We start from the raw sequence: 15556 nt of genomic DNA, 5'->3' as shown, positions 1-15556 counted from the left end.
ATATATCAAGGGAGATGTACGTAAATGAACATGAATGGACCTGTACAAATATCTCGAAGTGAACGATTGCAAACCTGCCAAGAAATTGCTGCGAGATTACAGGAAGTGTACAAAGAAAAGGTTCTGGCCATTGGGGTGTATGGTTCCATTTCTCGAGGGACAGACGGCCCTTACTCGGATATCGAGATGTTTTGTGTACTAGAAGAATCAGGGGAAGAAATAGAATTTAGCTACGAATGGTCAGCAGGACCTTGGAAGGCTGAAGTGAATGTGTGCAGTGCAGATGTTTTGCTGAACATTGCCGCTACGGTCGAGGATGATTGGCCGCTGACACATGGCCCCTTCTTTTCTCCGATGAGTCTGTACGATCCGAAGGGCTTTTTTGAAACGCTCAAAAAAGCAGCAGAATCACCATCGAAGGAAGAGTTCACAGAGGGAATCAACGGTATTCTCGTAGGAGAAATGTACGAGTTTATAGGTAAGTTGCGAAACGTAAATCTAAACGGCCCGCATACCTATCTGCCCTACTTGGCTATGGAGTTTGCCCAATACGGTGCGATGTTGATCGGGCTGCATAACCGACAGCTTTACTCGACTGGGGCCAAGCTTTTGCCGGAAGCACTGGAGTTGCCGCATCGTCCGGCTGGCTTCGATCAGGTAGCCAGATTGGTGATGACGGGAGATCTGACTGATCCAGCAAAAATCGTTAGCGCTTGCGAAGCATTCTGGGAGGGTCTTCAAGACTGGGCTGCACAGCATCAGTATGTGATTCATTCAGAACGAATCCCTTTTTAATCGATAAAAAACAATACGAGACCCCTTGCACGTGGGGTCTCGACTTACCAAGAAAGCCTTGCTACCTAGTGAGGCTTTTTTTTTTTGGGGCTTACTCAACTTTGCCGCTCAAATGCTCATGAATGAGCTTCCATTCATCTGTCTCTGTTTTCGTAAAAATATTCGTGGCTCTACCACTTCCCGTGACGAATTCCCCGTTGTAATAGCCTTGGTATTGATACGTATATACACAGCTAGCGGACCTTTGATCGATAGCAATCCACTGGACATCCGTAGCCGCATAGACTTCATCCTTGATCAGATGCCATGCATTTTCAAAATAAGCGCGGATCTCACTCATGGATGTACAAGTCTTGTTGGAAAACCAGTAAATGGCATTCGGATGAAGCATTTTTTCTACATTGTCAAAGTCATGTGTATTAGTAGCGTCAATATATTGCGCTAACGCCTGTTTATAGCCTTCCACAAATGATCCCTCTCTCCGCTGAAAATGGTCTATTTATCCATATTTTATAGGTTTGCGGCAATGAAAAAAAGCCCGCCCGATGTAGAAGGGGGCTATTCGGGCGGAAATGGAGGACGTAATGTCCATCGTAGGGTCTGACACATTCATGATAGTTGTCTGATGTTAAGGAAGAGTAGAGAGAACATGAAGCATTTGTTAATTTTAGGCTTTATATATATGCGGAGGGCAAGCACCCGTTTTTTTCTTTTTAATCGCTGGGATAGACAGGCATCCATACAGGAGAGATGCGGCTGTCATAAGCTGAATGTGTACTGATCCTTGCCAGCAGATCGGTGCGTCCATCTGATTTCTATGAGAGGTGAGGAAGATCATGGGTTGCGATCGCGGCGGCTTCGGCTTTTTTGGTGGCGGGTTCATTTGGATTCTCATTATTATTTTCCTAGTGATTTGCTTTATTGATGATTAAGGTACTTGTAAAGAAAAGACTCTGTGCTCTTATACAAGAGACAGAGTCTTTTTCTCGTCACTACTTCAAATGCTGCAAAAACTGACGTGTGCGTTCCTCACGCGGTTTTGCGAACAAATGGGAAGGTGTATCTCGTTCCACGATGACGCCTTGGTCCATGAAAATAACCTCGTCGGCAACTTCCCGAGCGAATCCCATCTCATGCGTGACGACGATCATCGTCATCCCTTCCTGGGCAAGCTCCTTCATCACCTTTAACACTTCGCCAACGAGCTCCGGGTCCAGGGCGGAGGTAGGCTCGTCAAATAGCATGACTTGCGGGTCCATCGCCAGTGCCCGAGCAATCCCTACACGCTGCTGTTGTCCACCAGACAACTGCGCTGGATAATGGTCGAGCTTGTCACCGAGCCCTACTTTTGTCAGGAGAGCAGCGGCTTTCGCACGTGCTTTTTCTTTGTCTTCTTTTTTGACAGTGACAGGTCCCTCCATCACATTTTCAACGGCTGTCATGTGCGGGAATAGATTGTAGTTTTGAAACACCATCCCGGTCTGCTTTCGCAGCTTTGGAATGCTCGTTCTCTCTACTTTTTTGGAAAAGTCCAGCTTGACGTCGCCGATTTGGACGCTGCCGCTAGTTGGAACCTCGAGTGCGTTCAGGCAGCGAAGCAAGGTTGTTTTCCCGGAGCCTGAAGGACCGATGATAACGACTACCTTTCCTTTTTCCACGGAGAGGGAAATGCCTTTGAGTACATGTAAGGTGTTGAATTGTTTATGCACATCCGTAATCGTAATCATACGTTTTCACCTGCTTTTTAGACATAGCGGTCCAGCTTGTTTTCGATGCGATCCTGAATAATGGAGAGTACGAAGCAAATCACCCAGTAAATAAGGGCTGCTTCCGCATAGACCAGCAGCGGCTCATATGTAGCAGCGACAACTTCTTGGGCTTTGCGAAACATCTCTGGTACCAGAACGACCGAAGCCAGGGAAGTATCCTTGACCAAACTAATAAACGAGTTGGACAAAGGAGGAATGGAGACGCGAGCTGCCTGTGGGAGCACGACTCTGCGCAGTGCTTGCCAGTAGGTCATCCCCAGTGAGTAGGCTGCTTCCCATTGCCCTTTGTGAATGGACAAGATAGCGGCACGTACCACCTCAGAGGAGTAGGCACCGACGCTGAGAGAGAAGCCGATGATTGCCGACGGTATCGGATCGATCATCAAGCCGATGCTCGGCAAGCCATAAAAAATAATGAACAATTGGACCAGTAAAGGGGTACCGCGGATAATCGATACATAAAAGCGCGAGATGGCAATCAGCGGCTTTATGCCGGATAGACGTGCCAGCGCAGTGAGAACCGCAATGATCAGACCAATGAAAAAGGATGCGATGGCGATTGTCAAAGAATAGAGCAAGGCTCCTTTCAACAGAGGAAGAAAGGAGCTTTGCGCGATATCGATCCATCGGTTCAGGCGTTCTGGGTTTTCAAAGAAGCTACTTAGAGACATCTGCACCAAACCATTTCTCTGATATTTTTGCGAGGGTACCATCTTTCGTCATGTCATCCAGTGCTTTGTTGAATGCATCAACCAGCTCTGTGCTGCCCTTGCGGAAGAGGAAGCCGTTTTTCGCTACGTTCGGATCTTTTGCGATTATTTTGATAGGAACATCAGGCTTTTGCTTCATGAAGTCCAACAGGGAAATCCCATCGTTGATCGTAATGTCTACACGCTTGGAAACAAGCAGGTCAATCGCTTGGTTAAAGCCTTCCACACCGACAATTTCCGCTCCGTTTTTCTTTGCGATATCTGTGAGGTTGCTCGTCAATGTTTGTGCTGCCCTCAGACCTTTAATATCCTCGAAGCCTTTTACGGTCGTGTTGTCTTTATGGGTGACGAGGACCGCTGTGGATACGGTATATGGATTGGAGAAGTCGTATTTTTCCTGACGATCAGGGCGAATGCCTACCTGATTCGCTACGACATCAAAGCGCTTGGAGTCTAGACCCGCGAACATCGCATCCCATTGTGTTTCTTGAAACACAGGCGCAACACCGATGCGCTTCGCTACCTCTGTCACGACTTCAACATCATAGCCCGTCAGCTTGCCAGACTGATCGTGGAACGTAAACGGCGCGTATGTGCCCTCCGTTCCGATCAGAATTTTACCGTCAGCTTTTACTTTTTCCAACAAGTTTGGTTCTGTTTTCTCTTCTGTTGGGGCAGGAGCGGCACTATTTTGCGGTGGTTGTCCCGTTGGAGACGACCCGCAACCTGCCAATGCGACTAACAGAGTGGAAGCGAGAAGGGAAAATAATAGTTTTTTCATAAATTAACCCCCACTAAACCGATGTGAAATTGAATAGGATCATACTAAAAGGGACAGACAATTTTGTCAATGAGTAAGTATTACTTCGTGATATCCTCGCCGAACCATTTGATGGAAATTTTGGAAATGGTGCCGTCCTGCTGCATCTCATCGAGCACCTTGTTAATCGCGTCGGTCAGTTCTGTGCTTCCTTTACGGAACATGAAAGCGGTTGGTTGTCCATCTGCATTTTTTGCCACGACTTTGATTGGCGTATCCGGCTTTTGTTTCAGAAAATCAAGCACCGACAAATTATCGTTAAGCACAACGTCCACTCGTTTTTGTGCGATCAGGTCAATTGCCTGATTGAAGTTGTCTACACCGACGATTTCCGCCTCATTGGCGCGTGCGAGGTCAGCGTAGTTACTGGTCATGGATTGTCCGGCTTTTAACCCTTTGATATCCTTGAAGTCTTTGACTGTGTTATTGTCCTTGTGCGTGACCAAAACCGCACGGGAAATCGTATATGGCTTGGAGAAATCGTACTTTTCCTGACGGTCAGGACGGATTCCTACCTGATTGGCAATGACGTCAAAGCGCTTGGAGTCGAGTCCCGCAAACATGGCATCCCACTGGGTTTCCTGGAACACAGGCTCTACACCGAGTCGCTTGGCAACTTCTGTGACAACCTCCACATCATACCCGGTCAATTTGCCCGACTGATCATGGTACGTAAACGGAGAGTATGTACCTTCCGTACCAATAACGAGCTTCTTCTCGGCTTTCACTTTTTCCAGCAAATTTTGCGAAGCTGCTTGATCAGAAGGCGGGGTTGTATGATTTGGCTGAGAAGGAGAACCCGAAGTGCTGCATCCAACCATTCCCAGTAGCAGACAAGATAGTAAGGTAGACAGAATGACTTTTTTCATGTTGTAATCCCCTTTATGTTAATCGGATTTCATGGATACATAGTAGTGGTCGTTCATGCCTTTGTCAATCTTTAAATTGTTAAATCCCATTTGATTACTATGAATTAGAAGGGACAAGGTTCTATGTAGCTGCGGTGGGGAGAAGAATATTTCCAGTCTAGGCTCCAGGCTCCGTCCTGCTGGGGGCTGAGACTGTCCGCTCCGAAGCAATTAGCGGGGAAACGCAAAAGTGGTAGCCGCTTCGTCGTGTGGGCACGTTGCGTTTCTTTTGCCCGCTAATCGCTTCGGAGCTCGGTAGGACTCCACAAGTCGCTACGTCTGGAAATATTCTTCTCTGTCGTAACGGATTACGATCTTCCGTCTATTAAGGCATTAAAAAATCGAATCAAATTGACAGCTTGTAGAGGAAATAGGAGAAATAAGCGAAGATCTTAGGGACACCGACCGAGGCGCAATGAAAAAAAGAGAAACAAGCTCTTAGCGTCCACCTCTGAGACGCCTCCTGAATGGACGACTTTGGACGCGGGTTTCGCTTTTTTTCATGGAGCCGGGCAGTCAAGCCCACAGGGGGTGAACCTAGAAGCTGAGCGTTTTCTCCTGTTTCCTCTCCACCCCTACAGTAACGTTTACACTTCTTCTCTCTTTTAAGATTCTCCATTCATGTGGGAGGTATGTGCATGAGACGAAACTTGGCGCAGAAGTAGTGGTTGAGGTTCCTCGACAAGAAGCGTACAATTAGTACGAATTGAAAGGCCTACAAGCAATGACGTGCTTGTTCTTCATAGGAGAGCGCACCGATAAAAGGAGTCAATCATCATGTTAAACGACTGGCGTATGTATACAGATGGAAGTGGAATGGAGCAAAAGCATGTAGCTTGGCATGAAGTGTTGAAGGAAATCGCTCAATTGGATGGAGTAACGCGGACGTTGGTTCACGCAGCGTATGGAGATCATGTGGATTTGGTCGTGGCAGGCGGGAACAACGGCAAAGTATTGGTGCAATGGAAAGAACACGAGCCGGCGGAGCAGCACTTTGTCCTTGCGGCAGACAAGCAATCGGCGGTGATGTCCACGCTCGTCATCGAGGGTAGTGAGGTTGCCTTCCCCCTTTCCTGGTGTGTTCCGCTTGAGCAGGTTGTTCCTTTGTGCGGAGATTTGCTCAGAACATGTGAAAAAGGGGAGCCGACCGAACTCGAATGGCTTCCGGTAGAAATGTAGGCAGGAGGGCAGCATGGAACTACAAACGTTGCAGCAGTCCATCCTCATCATGGCCGTCATCATTGGGATCGGTAGCTTAATCGGCTACCGGCAACCCTTGACTGCGGACTCCCGCCAGCTCGTCATCACGATTATTGTAAACGTAGCCATGCCGTGCATTATTTTAGACGGGATCTTTCAGACAACCATTGACCAGCAAATTTTATACCAAATTTTTGCAATATTCTTCATTTCGATTATCCTGAACTGCCTGGGCATTTTTATCGGCTGGTTAGGTGCGCGTGCACTACCTCTTCCGGTGAAAAAACGTCGGGAGATCGCGCTTTTGTCCGGCTTGGGGAATACAGGCTTCATCGGTTTGCCGCTTTGTGCCGCCTTGTTTGGGCCAAAAGGGGCGCTCTTGGCAGCTATTTTCGACGCAGGCGTGGATGTCGTGCTATGGACAGTAGGCGTGATGATGCTCCAGGAAAAAGGAAGCTTCTCCTTGAAAGGGCTCAAGACACTTATCAACATTCCGATGATTGCGATTGTATTTGGACTCGGTTCTGCCATCATCGGGTTTGTACCGCCTGAGCCTGTGAAGCAGCTGTTTGGAACGCTGTCCAAGCTCGCCTCTCCGTTAGCCATGATGTACATCGGTATGCTCTTGCCGATGTTTTTGCGCAACAAACCGCAAGTGTCATTGAAGCTTTTGAGTATGCCACTCGCGTTTAAATTAGTTGTTTTCCCGCTGATGACGGCGGTTCTTTTGTCCGTTTTTTCAATCGACAGCGATATCGTCAGCGTTTCCCTTGTGCAAGTAGCAATGCCCACCCTGACATTGGCCTCGATCTTGTTCGGGCGCTATGCGGCGGATGAGGAGATGGGTGCCATGACGACGGTTTGTTCCACCTTGCTGGCGCTCTTGTCCATCCCGGTTGTTCTGGTCATGGGGAATTGGCTCTTGCACTAATCTCTCGCCAATCTCAGTCATAGTGAAACGAATCAGAGGAAACCTATGTCTAACAAGTAAAGAATGGCGAAAATGATGATGAATGGATGGAGGAACAACAATGAAAGGCAAATCGATTTTGGCTGTTGCCCTGACACTGCAAGTGTTGGCGGCTTATCCTGTGCAGGCGGCAGTGTCTAGCACACCCCAAACAACGACTGCTCCGATACTGGTAAACGGAGAGCAATCTTCCTTGGCAAAAGCACCGATTCTCGTCCAGCAGCGTACGTATGTTTCCGCCGAGGATGCGAGCCGGATTTTAGAAGGCACTTGGAAGCAAGATGCAACGAATGGAGAAATGAAGCTGGCAAAAGGTACGCTGACGTTCCACCTCGTTACAGGAAAAGTAGCGTTGAATGGCAAGTGGCTGCTAGATGGGCAGGGCGCAATCGTGCGTGACAAGCAAGTGTATCTGCCGTTGAGATGGATGGCAGAGCAGGCCGGACATCAAATCACGTGGAATGCCGAGAAAAAGGCGGTGGAAATTGTGATGGCTGGGGAAGAGAGTGCGTTTACGCTTGTCGACGCCGATAAGCTGACGGAACAGGAACGTACGTTTATTGACTCGGTAAAAGAACAGCAAGGCATTCACAAGCAGGGAGATCTTTACGTCATCGCACGCGGGGCCTCACCGAACCCTGGCTACGGACTGCAAGTAACCAAAGTAGAGCAGAGCTGGGAGCAGGTTTTTGTGTATGTCAAACAAACGCTGCCTGATCCAGGTAAAATGTACCCGCAAGTGATTTCCTATCCGTATTTGGCGGCAAAAGTGAAGCTGCCACCTTACACGACGATTGTCTTCCTGGATGCAGAGACGAAAAAGCCGCTATTTGCCACAGAAGGCAACGGCAGTCGATAAAAAAATCGGGTAAAAGACGTACAGGGCCTGCTAGTGAGGAGCACGTAGCAGGCCCTCTTGTTTTTGTGTGACGCCTGATGTAAGATATGGTTGTGATTTCCTATCCCTTGAGAAATGGAGGTGTGTGTACGTGTTCGGAACTCTGCAAGCATGGTTTGTGGTAGAAACTTCCAGTATGACGCATGATTTTGCATTCAACGGGACCAGTCTGTCCTTTTTTGCGCATACAACTAAACGGAGTTTCCATAGGCGTACCATGCATCGATCAGGGGCGGTTTGTTCTTGTCTATAATGGGTAACTGACGTAAGGTCGGTCCCTTTCACGATGCCGCAGGTAATGGCCTGCGGCTTTTTTGCGTCCACTCGCACGTGCGGTGTGGTCTCCAAAATTGTGCCGGGGCCACCAGGAAATCCATTGTTTTGAACCGTTACCAACTTTTCAAGGAGGAAATAATCATGATTATTGTCGCGACACAGCAATTGCAGAAATCGTACGGAGCAGATCCGGTTTTACAAGATATTACATTGGAAATCAAAGTAGGAGAACGTGTCGGGATCGTCGGACCGAATGGAGCAGGCAAAACCACGTTGTTCAAGCTGCTGGCAGGCATCGAAAGCCCCGATTCTGGTGAGCTTTTTCGGGCAAAAGGAACGATATGGGCGTACCTGCCGCAAACTCCGCAGTATCCGGCTGAATGGACGGGGGCGGATGTCGTAGCCAGCGCGTTTGCCGATGTTATCAAGCTGCAAGAGCAGATGCGCGAGCTCGAGCAACAGATGGGATTGCTTTACGAGAATGAACAAGAGCTAAACCGCCTCATGCTGCGCTATCAAAAGCTGCAAGATGAATTTGAACAACTGGATGGCTATCAGTGGGAGACGAAAATGACCCAGGTGACACAGGGCTTGGGAGTTAGTTCAGAATTGTTAGCGACACCTTTTGCACAACTCAGCGGTGGGGAAAAGACAAAGGCTGGCCTTGCCAAGCTACTCTGCCAACAAAGCGATGTTCTACTTTTGGATGAGCCGACCAACCATCTGGATGTAGAGTCGATGGAGTGGCTGGAGGAGTTTTTAAAAAATTATCAGGGCACGATCCTGATCATCTCCCATGACCGTTATTTTTTGGATGCCGTCGTCACGTCTGTCTATCATGTGGACGGAGGAGAAGCCGAATTTTATATCGGCAATTACAGCGCGTTCGTTACGGAGCGTGAAGAGCGGTTGCTACGCCAGTTTGCCGCTTATCAGGAACAGCAAAAGCAAATCAAGAAAATGAAAGAGACAATCAAACGGCTCAAGGAGTGGGGCAATCGCTCCAATCCGCCGAACGAGGCTTTTCACCGAAGGGCAAAAAGCATGGAAAAAGCGCTGGCGCGAATTGAGCGTATCGAGCGACCGAAAATGGAAGCGGATCGCATGGGCTTGCAGTTTATGAAGACCGACCGAAGCGGGCAGGATGTGCTGAAAGCGACAGGGGTACAGAAAACATTTGGCGGAAAACAGTTGTTTGCGGACGCTAGCTTTTTATTGCGCTACGGGGAGCGAAAAGCGCTGCTTGGACCAAATGGCTGCGGTAAATCTACGCTGATTCGTATGCTGCTTGGTGAGTTAGAGCCAGACGCAGGTACGCTGAAAATTGGTAGCAGCGTGAAGGTAGGTTACTTGTCACAGCAGGCTTTGGAAGGGGATCAAAATCAGCGGCTGATTGACGTTTTCCGTGAAGTAGCCAGAGTGACGGAGCCAGAAGCACGACATTTGCTGGCACGGTTTATGTTTTACGGCGAACAAGTTTTCAAGCGGATCGGGCAGTTGAGCGGTGGAGAGCGGATGCGACTGCGCTTGGCCCAAATGATGCATCAAGAAATCAACCTGCTCATTCTGGACGAACCGACAAACCACCTGGATATTGAAGCGCGAGAAACATTGGAGGAAGCATTGGCGGATTTTCGCGGGTCGTTGTTCATCATCTCGCATGATCGCTATTTCCTGCAAAAGATGGCAGATGGTGTGTTTTGGGTGGAAAATAAGCGGTTGGTTCACGATGTGGGTTCCTATGAGGAAGCAAGGGAAAAGCAAAAACAGCGGATCGCTGCTCGTGCCAGTAGGCCGGAGGATATAGAGCGAAAGCAGCCAGCCGTCAAGCAGGTCCAAGAGACGGCCGTGACGAATGCGACAGCCAAACGCCCGAATCCATATAAGCTGGCAGAGCTTGAACAAAGAATAGCTTCATTAGAAGGAAGAAAAGGTGAACTGACTTCCTTGCTCCAGAGTGAAGGCGCCGATTACGAGCAGTTAGTGGCTTGGCAACAAGCGATCGATCAGGTTCAGCAGGAGATAGAGGTAACCTTTTCGGCTTGGATGGAGCTACAGGAACAATAAAAATAGCACCGTCAGCAAAGTGTAGAATGCTGGCGGTGCTGCCTTTTGTATGGCTTACGATTGCGCTTGTGTGCTTGGTTCTGGCAGGCGACGATAGCTGCTGACGAACCAGAGGAGGAGAAGTACCATCAAGACTCCTCCGAGGAAGAACGGACCGCTGTGCGAGACTTGGTAAACCGCTCCACCAGCTAATGGACCCAAGATGCGTCCAAGGCTGTCCATCGAGCTGATTGCCCCACTCGTCACGCCTTGGCCTTGCGTGGTTCGTTGAGTGATCATTGCTGTAGCTGTCGCTCTGATCATCCCTTGACCCGCTCCGAATAACGAGAGGATCAGCGCCAGCACCCAAAAGTTACCCGACAGTGGAATGGCAAAAAAGCCAATGCCGTAAAGAATCATCCCAATGACGAGGACACTTGCTTCCCCTAGCTGCTTGACCATTCTTCCGATGAGCCCGCCTTGTACCGCAGCAGCGATCAAGCCCATGACGAGAAACATATAGCCGAGGTCTTTGGAGGTAAAGCCGTACAAATCACTTATGTACAGGGCAAAAGTCGTTTCCAGTCCGGAAAAAGCAAAGGAGACAGTGAACAAAATACCGTACAGCAAGGACATGGAACCAAACAAAGAGACAAGTGGATTTTGTCGCTGTTCTTTTTGCAGATTCGCCCGTTTTTCTTTCGGCAAGCTCTCTGGCAAGGCAAACAGGATCAGGAAAAACGTAAGCAACGCCACGATACCCGAAGCGTAGAAGGGAACGGCAAAGCCGAATTCACTGAGGAGTCCACCAATTACCGGACCGAAGACAAAGCTAAGTCCAATCCCGGCGCCAATGACTCCCATCCCTTTTGCCCGTTCCTCTGAAGGGAAGAGATCCGCCACCATAGCGGTTACGGTTGGCAATGCGGCAGCCGAGACGATCCCACCCAAAATGCGATACAGGAGCATTTCTGTATAACTGTCAGCTAGTCCAAACAGGATAAAGGTGATGGAAAAGCCGAACAGCCCGAATGAGATGAGTGGCTTTCGACCAATTCTGTCTGAAAGTGCTCCCCAAATCGGTGCAAACACCAGCTGCATAATATTGTAGCTGGCAAAAAGCACGCCGATTTGAAACGAAGTCGCACCCAATTTTTCCGCGAAAAAGGGAAGAATGGGGATAATGATACCAAAACCGAGCATGATGAAAAAAGCAATAAAGAACAAGAGGGCAAGGTGCTTCTTATTCACTACGTCTACCTCTTTTCGCACAAAAATCTGTTCAAGCGGATTGTTTACTTTTTCCACCTTACGTGAAGGAAAAGGCGAAGTCAAGCTAGCAACGTGGGCAGTTATAGCGAGACGTGCTATAATAGAAAAGAAATAAGAATGGCTACCTATATTGTCAAGTATATATCCATGAGGTGTTTGTTACATGTCTACTGCGATGCTTTACTACCTGGCCTGGCAAGAAGATGATTGGCTAGATGAAGTGCTCGATCGTTTTCCTGAGATCAATGCCATTGTGCCTTCAGTCAAAACGTTTGAGCTGCTGGCTAAACAAAGAGAGTCCGGAGAAATTGAGCGAGCTGTCCTCGTTCTGAATGCGGCTGTCGAACAGGAGAGATGCAGGGAGTTTTTACGCCTGTGTCAAGAACACCCACAGTTATCCGCGGACCCTTTGTATATCGTCGGATTGAAACCGGAAGAGGAGGAGGCGTGGCAAGAAGCGTATCCACACGCGAAGATCATCGTCATTACCGGCTTTGCTGTCGAGTTTGATTACGATGCCGTCCTCGCAAGGATGGAAATCGATCTGGAGGGAGCTCATTGAAAATAAACCCGAATGAATTCGATTTGAAGGCGTTTCTGCACCGTTTCGGATTGGTTATTTATACAGGCGATCCTGAAGGGGATTTGCTGTTGATAGAAGATGAAATTCGGGAGCTATATGAGCTGAATGTCATTGACAAGGAAGAGTTCATTGAAGCCATGTCAGCGTTGCGCAGCAAGCGTAAGGCTGAGGGAAGAGAATAGAATAAAGAGTAAGAACGTGTTTACCAAGCCGAGTGTATACGGGAGATGGTAAACGCGTTTTTTTGTGGTCGATACCCTATCGTGGAATGTAATTTCGCAACTTTATACCTATTTTTTATTATCAGTCCAGTATACGATACCTAGCATATGGGCATTATTTCCTTTTTATATATAGAGTGGATATTGGTCTTCATCTATTAGCACGAGCATCTTCCATCTGTATAGGAACCTTACAGAGAGGAGGAGACTGTATGCCCAATATTGAAGGTATCTCCGTCCAACAATCGAATGCGGAACGCAAGAGTTATGTGGTTGTTGGCGCCATTTTATCATGCAGTAGCGGAAGTCAGTTAAGTCGGCTGAAAATGCCGTTCAGTCATGGTGTTTTTGTAAAAGGGAAGCCGCAAATGAACATCATGGACTTCGTTCCTAACGTCAATATCATGCCATTTGGAAAGTGCAGCAACTTGAAGAATCCCACCGTCGCCTCTGCCACTTCAGCTAATAATGGTGTATTGACACCGATGCCTTGCACACCTGTGATGACCATGCCATGGATCGATGGTAAAGCGGACAAAATGGTCGGCGGACACCCCGCATTGCTGAACAAATCCACGAATATGTGTTTCCATTGCGGACTGATCAAGATTGAAGACGATGGGCAGGATTTGGGTGGTGTCACGATAGGGATTCAATCGTCAGCTAACAGTGGAGCTTCAGATGCCAGTTTTGGACAAGGACCAGCTTGCGAGAAGCCACAGGAAAAGCCAACCATGTGGGACAACTTCGTCAAAGGAATATCAAAGCTGGGAGATGTTCCTGCTGCAATGCAAAAAGCGGCAAGTGAGCTGCCAGGAGCTTTGGAGAAAGCCGCAAATGATTTGCCGAAAGGTTTGCAAAAGGCGGCAGAGGATTTACCTAAGGGTGTTAACGTGTTTGTGAGGGAAGGTTATATTGAGCCGATGCAGGAGGACTTGAATACGTTGCGGGATGATAAAATCAATCTCGCGGACGGACTTGCGGTTGGTGGGCTTGCTTTGCAAGCACTAACTTTTGGGAGAAGTAAAAACATCGGGAATTTACTCGATGCGGCTAAGAAAAAGAAGAAGGGGACTGGAAATGGTAATGGATGGCAAATGCCAAAAGTTAGGCAGCCATATGAATTTTTAGATAATACTGCTGAACATATATTTAAGGGAGAAGTCAAAAACGCTAAAGCATCGGGATGGCACTATGCCGACGAAGTTCTCTCGCCAGGAAACGAGATTATTGAAATTGTTCGAGAGGCAGATAAATATGGAACAAAAATAGGAAGAGTTAAAATTAATGGAGTAGAAAAAACGGAGTATTCATCTTTTTTTAGCAATAAATATACGCCAGATGAAGTAGTAGACAAGATTATGGAGGCTCATATGCATAAGAGTAGGCAATTAGATTCCCTAGGTAGACCGACTAATAGATATAGAGGACAAGCAGATAACGGAATGACCATTGAAATGTATTTGGCTGGTGATGGAACGAATATAAAAGATATAATTACTGCGTACCCATTGCATGAATCTTTATTGCCTTAAATAGGAGGATATAATGAGCACTCTTGATTTTTCGAGAATGAATTTAAAAGATATGATAAGTTGTAGTGAAAATGAGCAAATCATATGCATAGACGAAAAAAACTTGAATTCTTCTAGGAATCTAAAACAATTGAAATTCATTGCGAATACAAATGGCTTATCGATTAAGATAATGCTGAATATAGAGCAGTACACTGAAGGAATCTATATTTCACCTGTATTCGAGAATATGTGTAAGGGCATGAATATTGACTATATTGTCATGGATAGCATTATTTTAAAGCTAAGTCAGATCACACATATTATTAAAGAGAACCTGGAAGCGGATCCTGAAGCCCAAAAACAAATATTATCTAGAGGCCAGAAAATTTCACTTGATTCTATGATCATTAACGATTTTGAATTGTATTCTAAAATGAAGGATAAACAGAACGTCAATGATTTGAAAGACACCATAATTAAAATTTACAGCCAATCAATTCCTATCAACATAGAATTTATCAATTACAAAGAGGAGTTATTTTTATTCGGAGTCTCTGGATTTCATTTGGCAGAATTACTAAAAGAACTAAAAATAGCAGATTATGAGTATGATAGAAGTGGCTTTTATATAAAGTTTAAAGAAGAGTCAATGAAAAGGTCAAATGAAGCAACTAGCTTTTTAGCGCACAAACTAGCGGAGGAAGGCTTCATCACTTCTTCTCTGACGCTTGAATTAATGGATTATATTTGGAATGAGGGGTAATCATCCTGATTCCTCAATGAAATGACTTGATAAACTTAAAAGGCTCATTCCATTTTGGAGGAATGAGCTTTTTTGCGTACTTCGTAAGAAATTCTTCAGAAATACTTATCCTTTTCTTAAGGATTTCTGTCTTCTTTTGAAAGGTTTACCCGTTAGGATAGAGTGCAGAGAGAAAGGAGGCGGCACAGGTGGAGCTTACAGGGTATTACGAGCTATTCTGGGAGATGGTTACAGGCCTGCTGGGAAAATTCATTCCTGATGAGATTACGGTCATGACCGTGGGGGCGCAGGTTGCCAATACAGGAGCGGACTTTTTTACAGCATATGCCGTCATATACCCCGTTTTTTTCATCGTTTCTTGCACGGGGTACTTACTGGGAGCGAAGGCATTTGGCTGGATGGCCCGGAAGCTGGGCTTGCGTGCTGATTTGCTGTATGCATTACGCGGGTCAATGGGCTGGCTGCTTGCTTTTGGTATCTTTCTTCCGATTATTCGTCATATCGTGCCAATCTTCGCCGGTGCCAGCCGAATGCCGTTTCGGCAGTTCCTCCTATTCTTTTTGCCGAGCAGTATCGTTTGGACCATGCATTACTTTTTAGCAGGCTATTGGTTCTCCGATCAACTGGAAATAATGGTTGCGGGCGTTTATCAATATAGCAAAATTACATTGACGATTGTTTGTTTCGCGGGTTTTTCGTTCCTCATGATTCGCCAGTTGCAGCGTCTTGGCGGAATGAAAGAACCTCGTACGAATAAGCAGCCACCTGTTTCGTAATCGATACGAATTACTAGAATACGGCGTCTACT

Annotated in this window: 16 protein-coding genes and 1 pseudogene; 11 read left to right on the top strand and 6 right to left on the bottom strand. The window is 47.1% G+C overall.

The window, feature by feature from the left end; genetic code table 11:
- Positions 1 to 24 precede the first annotated feature (24 nt).
- Positions 25 to 795, top strand: coding sequence for an ANT(4')-I family aminoglycoside nucleotidyltransferase (locus HP568_RS13610; protein WP_173629346.1), 771 nt, complete (start codon positions 25 to 27; stop codon positions 793 to 795).
- Between the two features lie 91 nt (positions 796 to 886).
- Here HP568_RS13610 and HP568_RS13605 read toward each other — a convergent pair whose 3' ends face one another.
- From HP568_RS13605 to HP568_RS13585, 5 genes are all read right to left on the bottom strand, one after another.
- Positions 887 to 1261, bottom strand: a complete 375-nt coding sequence (locus HP568_RS13605) for a YybH family protein (protein ID WP_048034132.1) — start codon at positions 1259 to 1261, stop codon at positions 887 to 889.
- A 526-nt stretch (positions 1262 to 1787) separates the two neighbouring features.
- Entirely contained in the window at positions 1788 to 2522 is a 735-nt protein-coding gene (locus tag HP568_RS13600; RefSeq protein ID WP_048034131.1) for an amino acid ABC transporter ATP-binding protein, read from the bottom strand.
- Positions 2523 to 2539: 17 nt separating this feature from the next.
- Entirely contained in the window at positions 2540 to 3235 is a 696-nt protein-coding gene (locus tag HP568_RS13595) for an amino acid ABC transporter permease (protein WP_048034130.1), read from the bottom strand.
- The gene (locus tag HP568_RS13590) at positions 3222 to 4055 is read right to left on the bottom strand and encodes an amino acid ABC transporter substrate-binding protein (RefSeq protein ID WP_048034129.1); all 834 of its coding nucleotides are present in this window, start codon (positions 4053 to 4055) and stop codon (positions 3222 to 3224) included. Before HP568_RS13590 ends, HP568_RS13595 begins: the two co-directional genes overlap by 14 nt.
- Positions 4056 to 4135: 80 nt before the next feature.
- Positions 4136 to 4963: an amino acid ABC transporter substrate-binding protein gene (locus HP568_RS13585; RefSeq protein WP_173629345.1), complete on the bottom strand. Its 828-nt coding sequence runs from the start codon at positions 4961 to 4963 to the stop codon at positions 4136 to 4138.
- 816 nt (positions 4964 to 5779) lie between these two features.
- Here HP568_RS13585 and HP568_RS13580 point away from each other — a divergent pair.
- The 4 genes from HP568_RS13580 to abc-f all read left to right on the top strand — a co-directional run bounded on the left by HP568_RS13580 (position 5780) and on the right by abc-f (position 10413).
- Entirely contained in the window at positions 5780 to 6181 is a 402-nt protein-coding gene (locus tag HP568_RS13580; RefSeq protein WP_056489624.1) for a hypothetical protein, read from the top strand.
- Between the two features lie 13 nt (positions 6182 to 6194).
- Positions 6195 to 7133 carry an AEC family transporter gene (locus HP568_RS13575; RefSeq protein ID WP_048034127.1) on the top strand — a complete coding sequence of 313 codons (939 nt, stop codon included), beginning with the start codon at positions 6195 to 6197 and terminating at the stop codon, positions 7131 to 7133.
- A gap of 100 nt (positions 7134 to 7233) precedes the next feature.
- The gene (locus HP568_RS13570) at positions 7234 to 8031 is read left to right on the top strand and encodes a stalk domain-containing protein (RefSeq protein WP_048034126.1); all 798 of its coding nucleotides are present in this window, start codon (positions 7234 to 7236) and stop codon (positions 8029 to 8031) included.
- A 456-nt stretch (positions 8032 to 8487) separates the two neighbouring features.
- A complete protein-coding gene (gene abc-f / locus HP568_RS13565) occupies positions 8488 to 10413 on the top strand; it encodes a ribosomal protection-like ABC-F family protein (protein WP_048034125.1) in 1926 nt (641 codons plus the stop codon).
- Between the two features lie 54 nt (positions 10414 to 10467).
- Here the strand turns inward: abc-f and HP568_RS13560 are convergent, their stop codons facing one another.
- Positions 10468 to 11805 carry an MFS transporter gene (locus HP568_RS13560; protein ID WP_173629388.1) on the bottom strand — a complete coding sequence of 446 codons (1338 nt, stop codon included), beginning with the start codon at positions 11803 to 11805 and terminating at the stop codon, positions 10468 to 10470.
- A gap of 22 nt (positions 11806 to 11827) precedes the next feature.
- Between HP568_RS13560 and HP568_RS13555 the strand changes: the two genes are divergently transcribed.
- The 6 genes and pseudogenes from HP568_RS13555 (at position 11828) to HP568_RS13535 (ending at position 15524) form a co-directional block, all read left to right on the top strand.
- The gene (locus HP568_RS13555) at positions 11828 to 12226 is read left to right on the top strand and encodes a hypothetical protein (RefSeq protein WP_048034123.1); all 399 of its coding nucleotides are present in this window, start codon (positions 11828 to 11830) and stop codon (positions 12224 to 12226) included.
- Positions 12223 to 12429: a YqgQ family protein gene (locus HP568_RS13550; RefSeq protein WP_015892550.1), complete on the top strand. Its 207-nt coding sequence runs from the start codon at positions 12223 to 12225 to the stop codon at positions 12427 to 12429. The genes HP568_RS13555 and HP568_RS13550 overlap by 4 nt, the downstream gene beginning before the upstream one ends.
- A gap of 251 nt (positions 12430 to 12680) precedes the next feature.
- Positions 12681 to 13100: pseudogene (locus HP568_RS29775) on the top strand (DUF4280 domain-containing protein); the annotation flags it as partial.
- A gap of 102 nt (positions 13101 to 13202) precedes the next feature.
- Positions 13203 to 14003, top strand: a complete 801-nt coding sequence (locus tag HP568_RS30170) for an EndoU domain-containing protein (RefSeq protein WP_309142222.1) — start codon at positions 13203 to 13205, stop codon at positions 14001 to 14003.
- A 13-nt stretch (positions 14004 to 14016) separates the two neighbouring features.
- Positions 14017 to 14748, top strand: coding sequence for a hypothetical protein (locus HP568_RS13540; protein WP_173629343.1), 732 nt, complete (start codon positions 14017 to 14019; stop codon positions 14746 to 14748).
- 188 nt (positions 14749 to 14936) lie between these two features.
- The gene (locus HP568_RS13535) at positions 14937 to 15524 is read left to right on the top strand and encodes a DedA family protein (RefSeq protein WP_173629342.1); all 588 of its coding nucleotides are present in this window, start codon (positions 14937 to 14939) and stop codon (positions 15522 to 15524) included.
- Positions 15525 to 15556: the final 32 nt, after the last annotated feature.

This window comes from Brevibacillus sp. MS2.2 (assembly GCF_013284345.1).
Taxonomy (GTDB): domain Bacteria; phylum Bacillota; class Bacilli; order Brevibacillales; family Brevibacillaceae; genus Brevibacillus; species Brevibacillus brevis_C.
The sequence above is the reverse complement of the archived record's forward strand: the minus strand, read 5'-3'. Positions and strand labels throughout refer to the sequence as shown.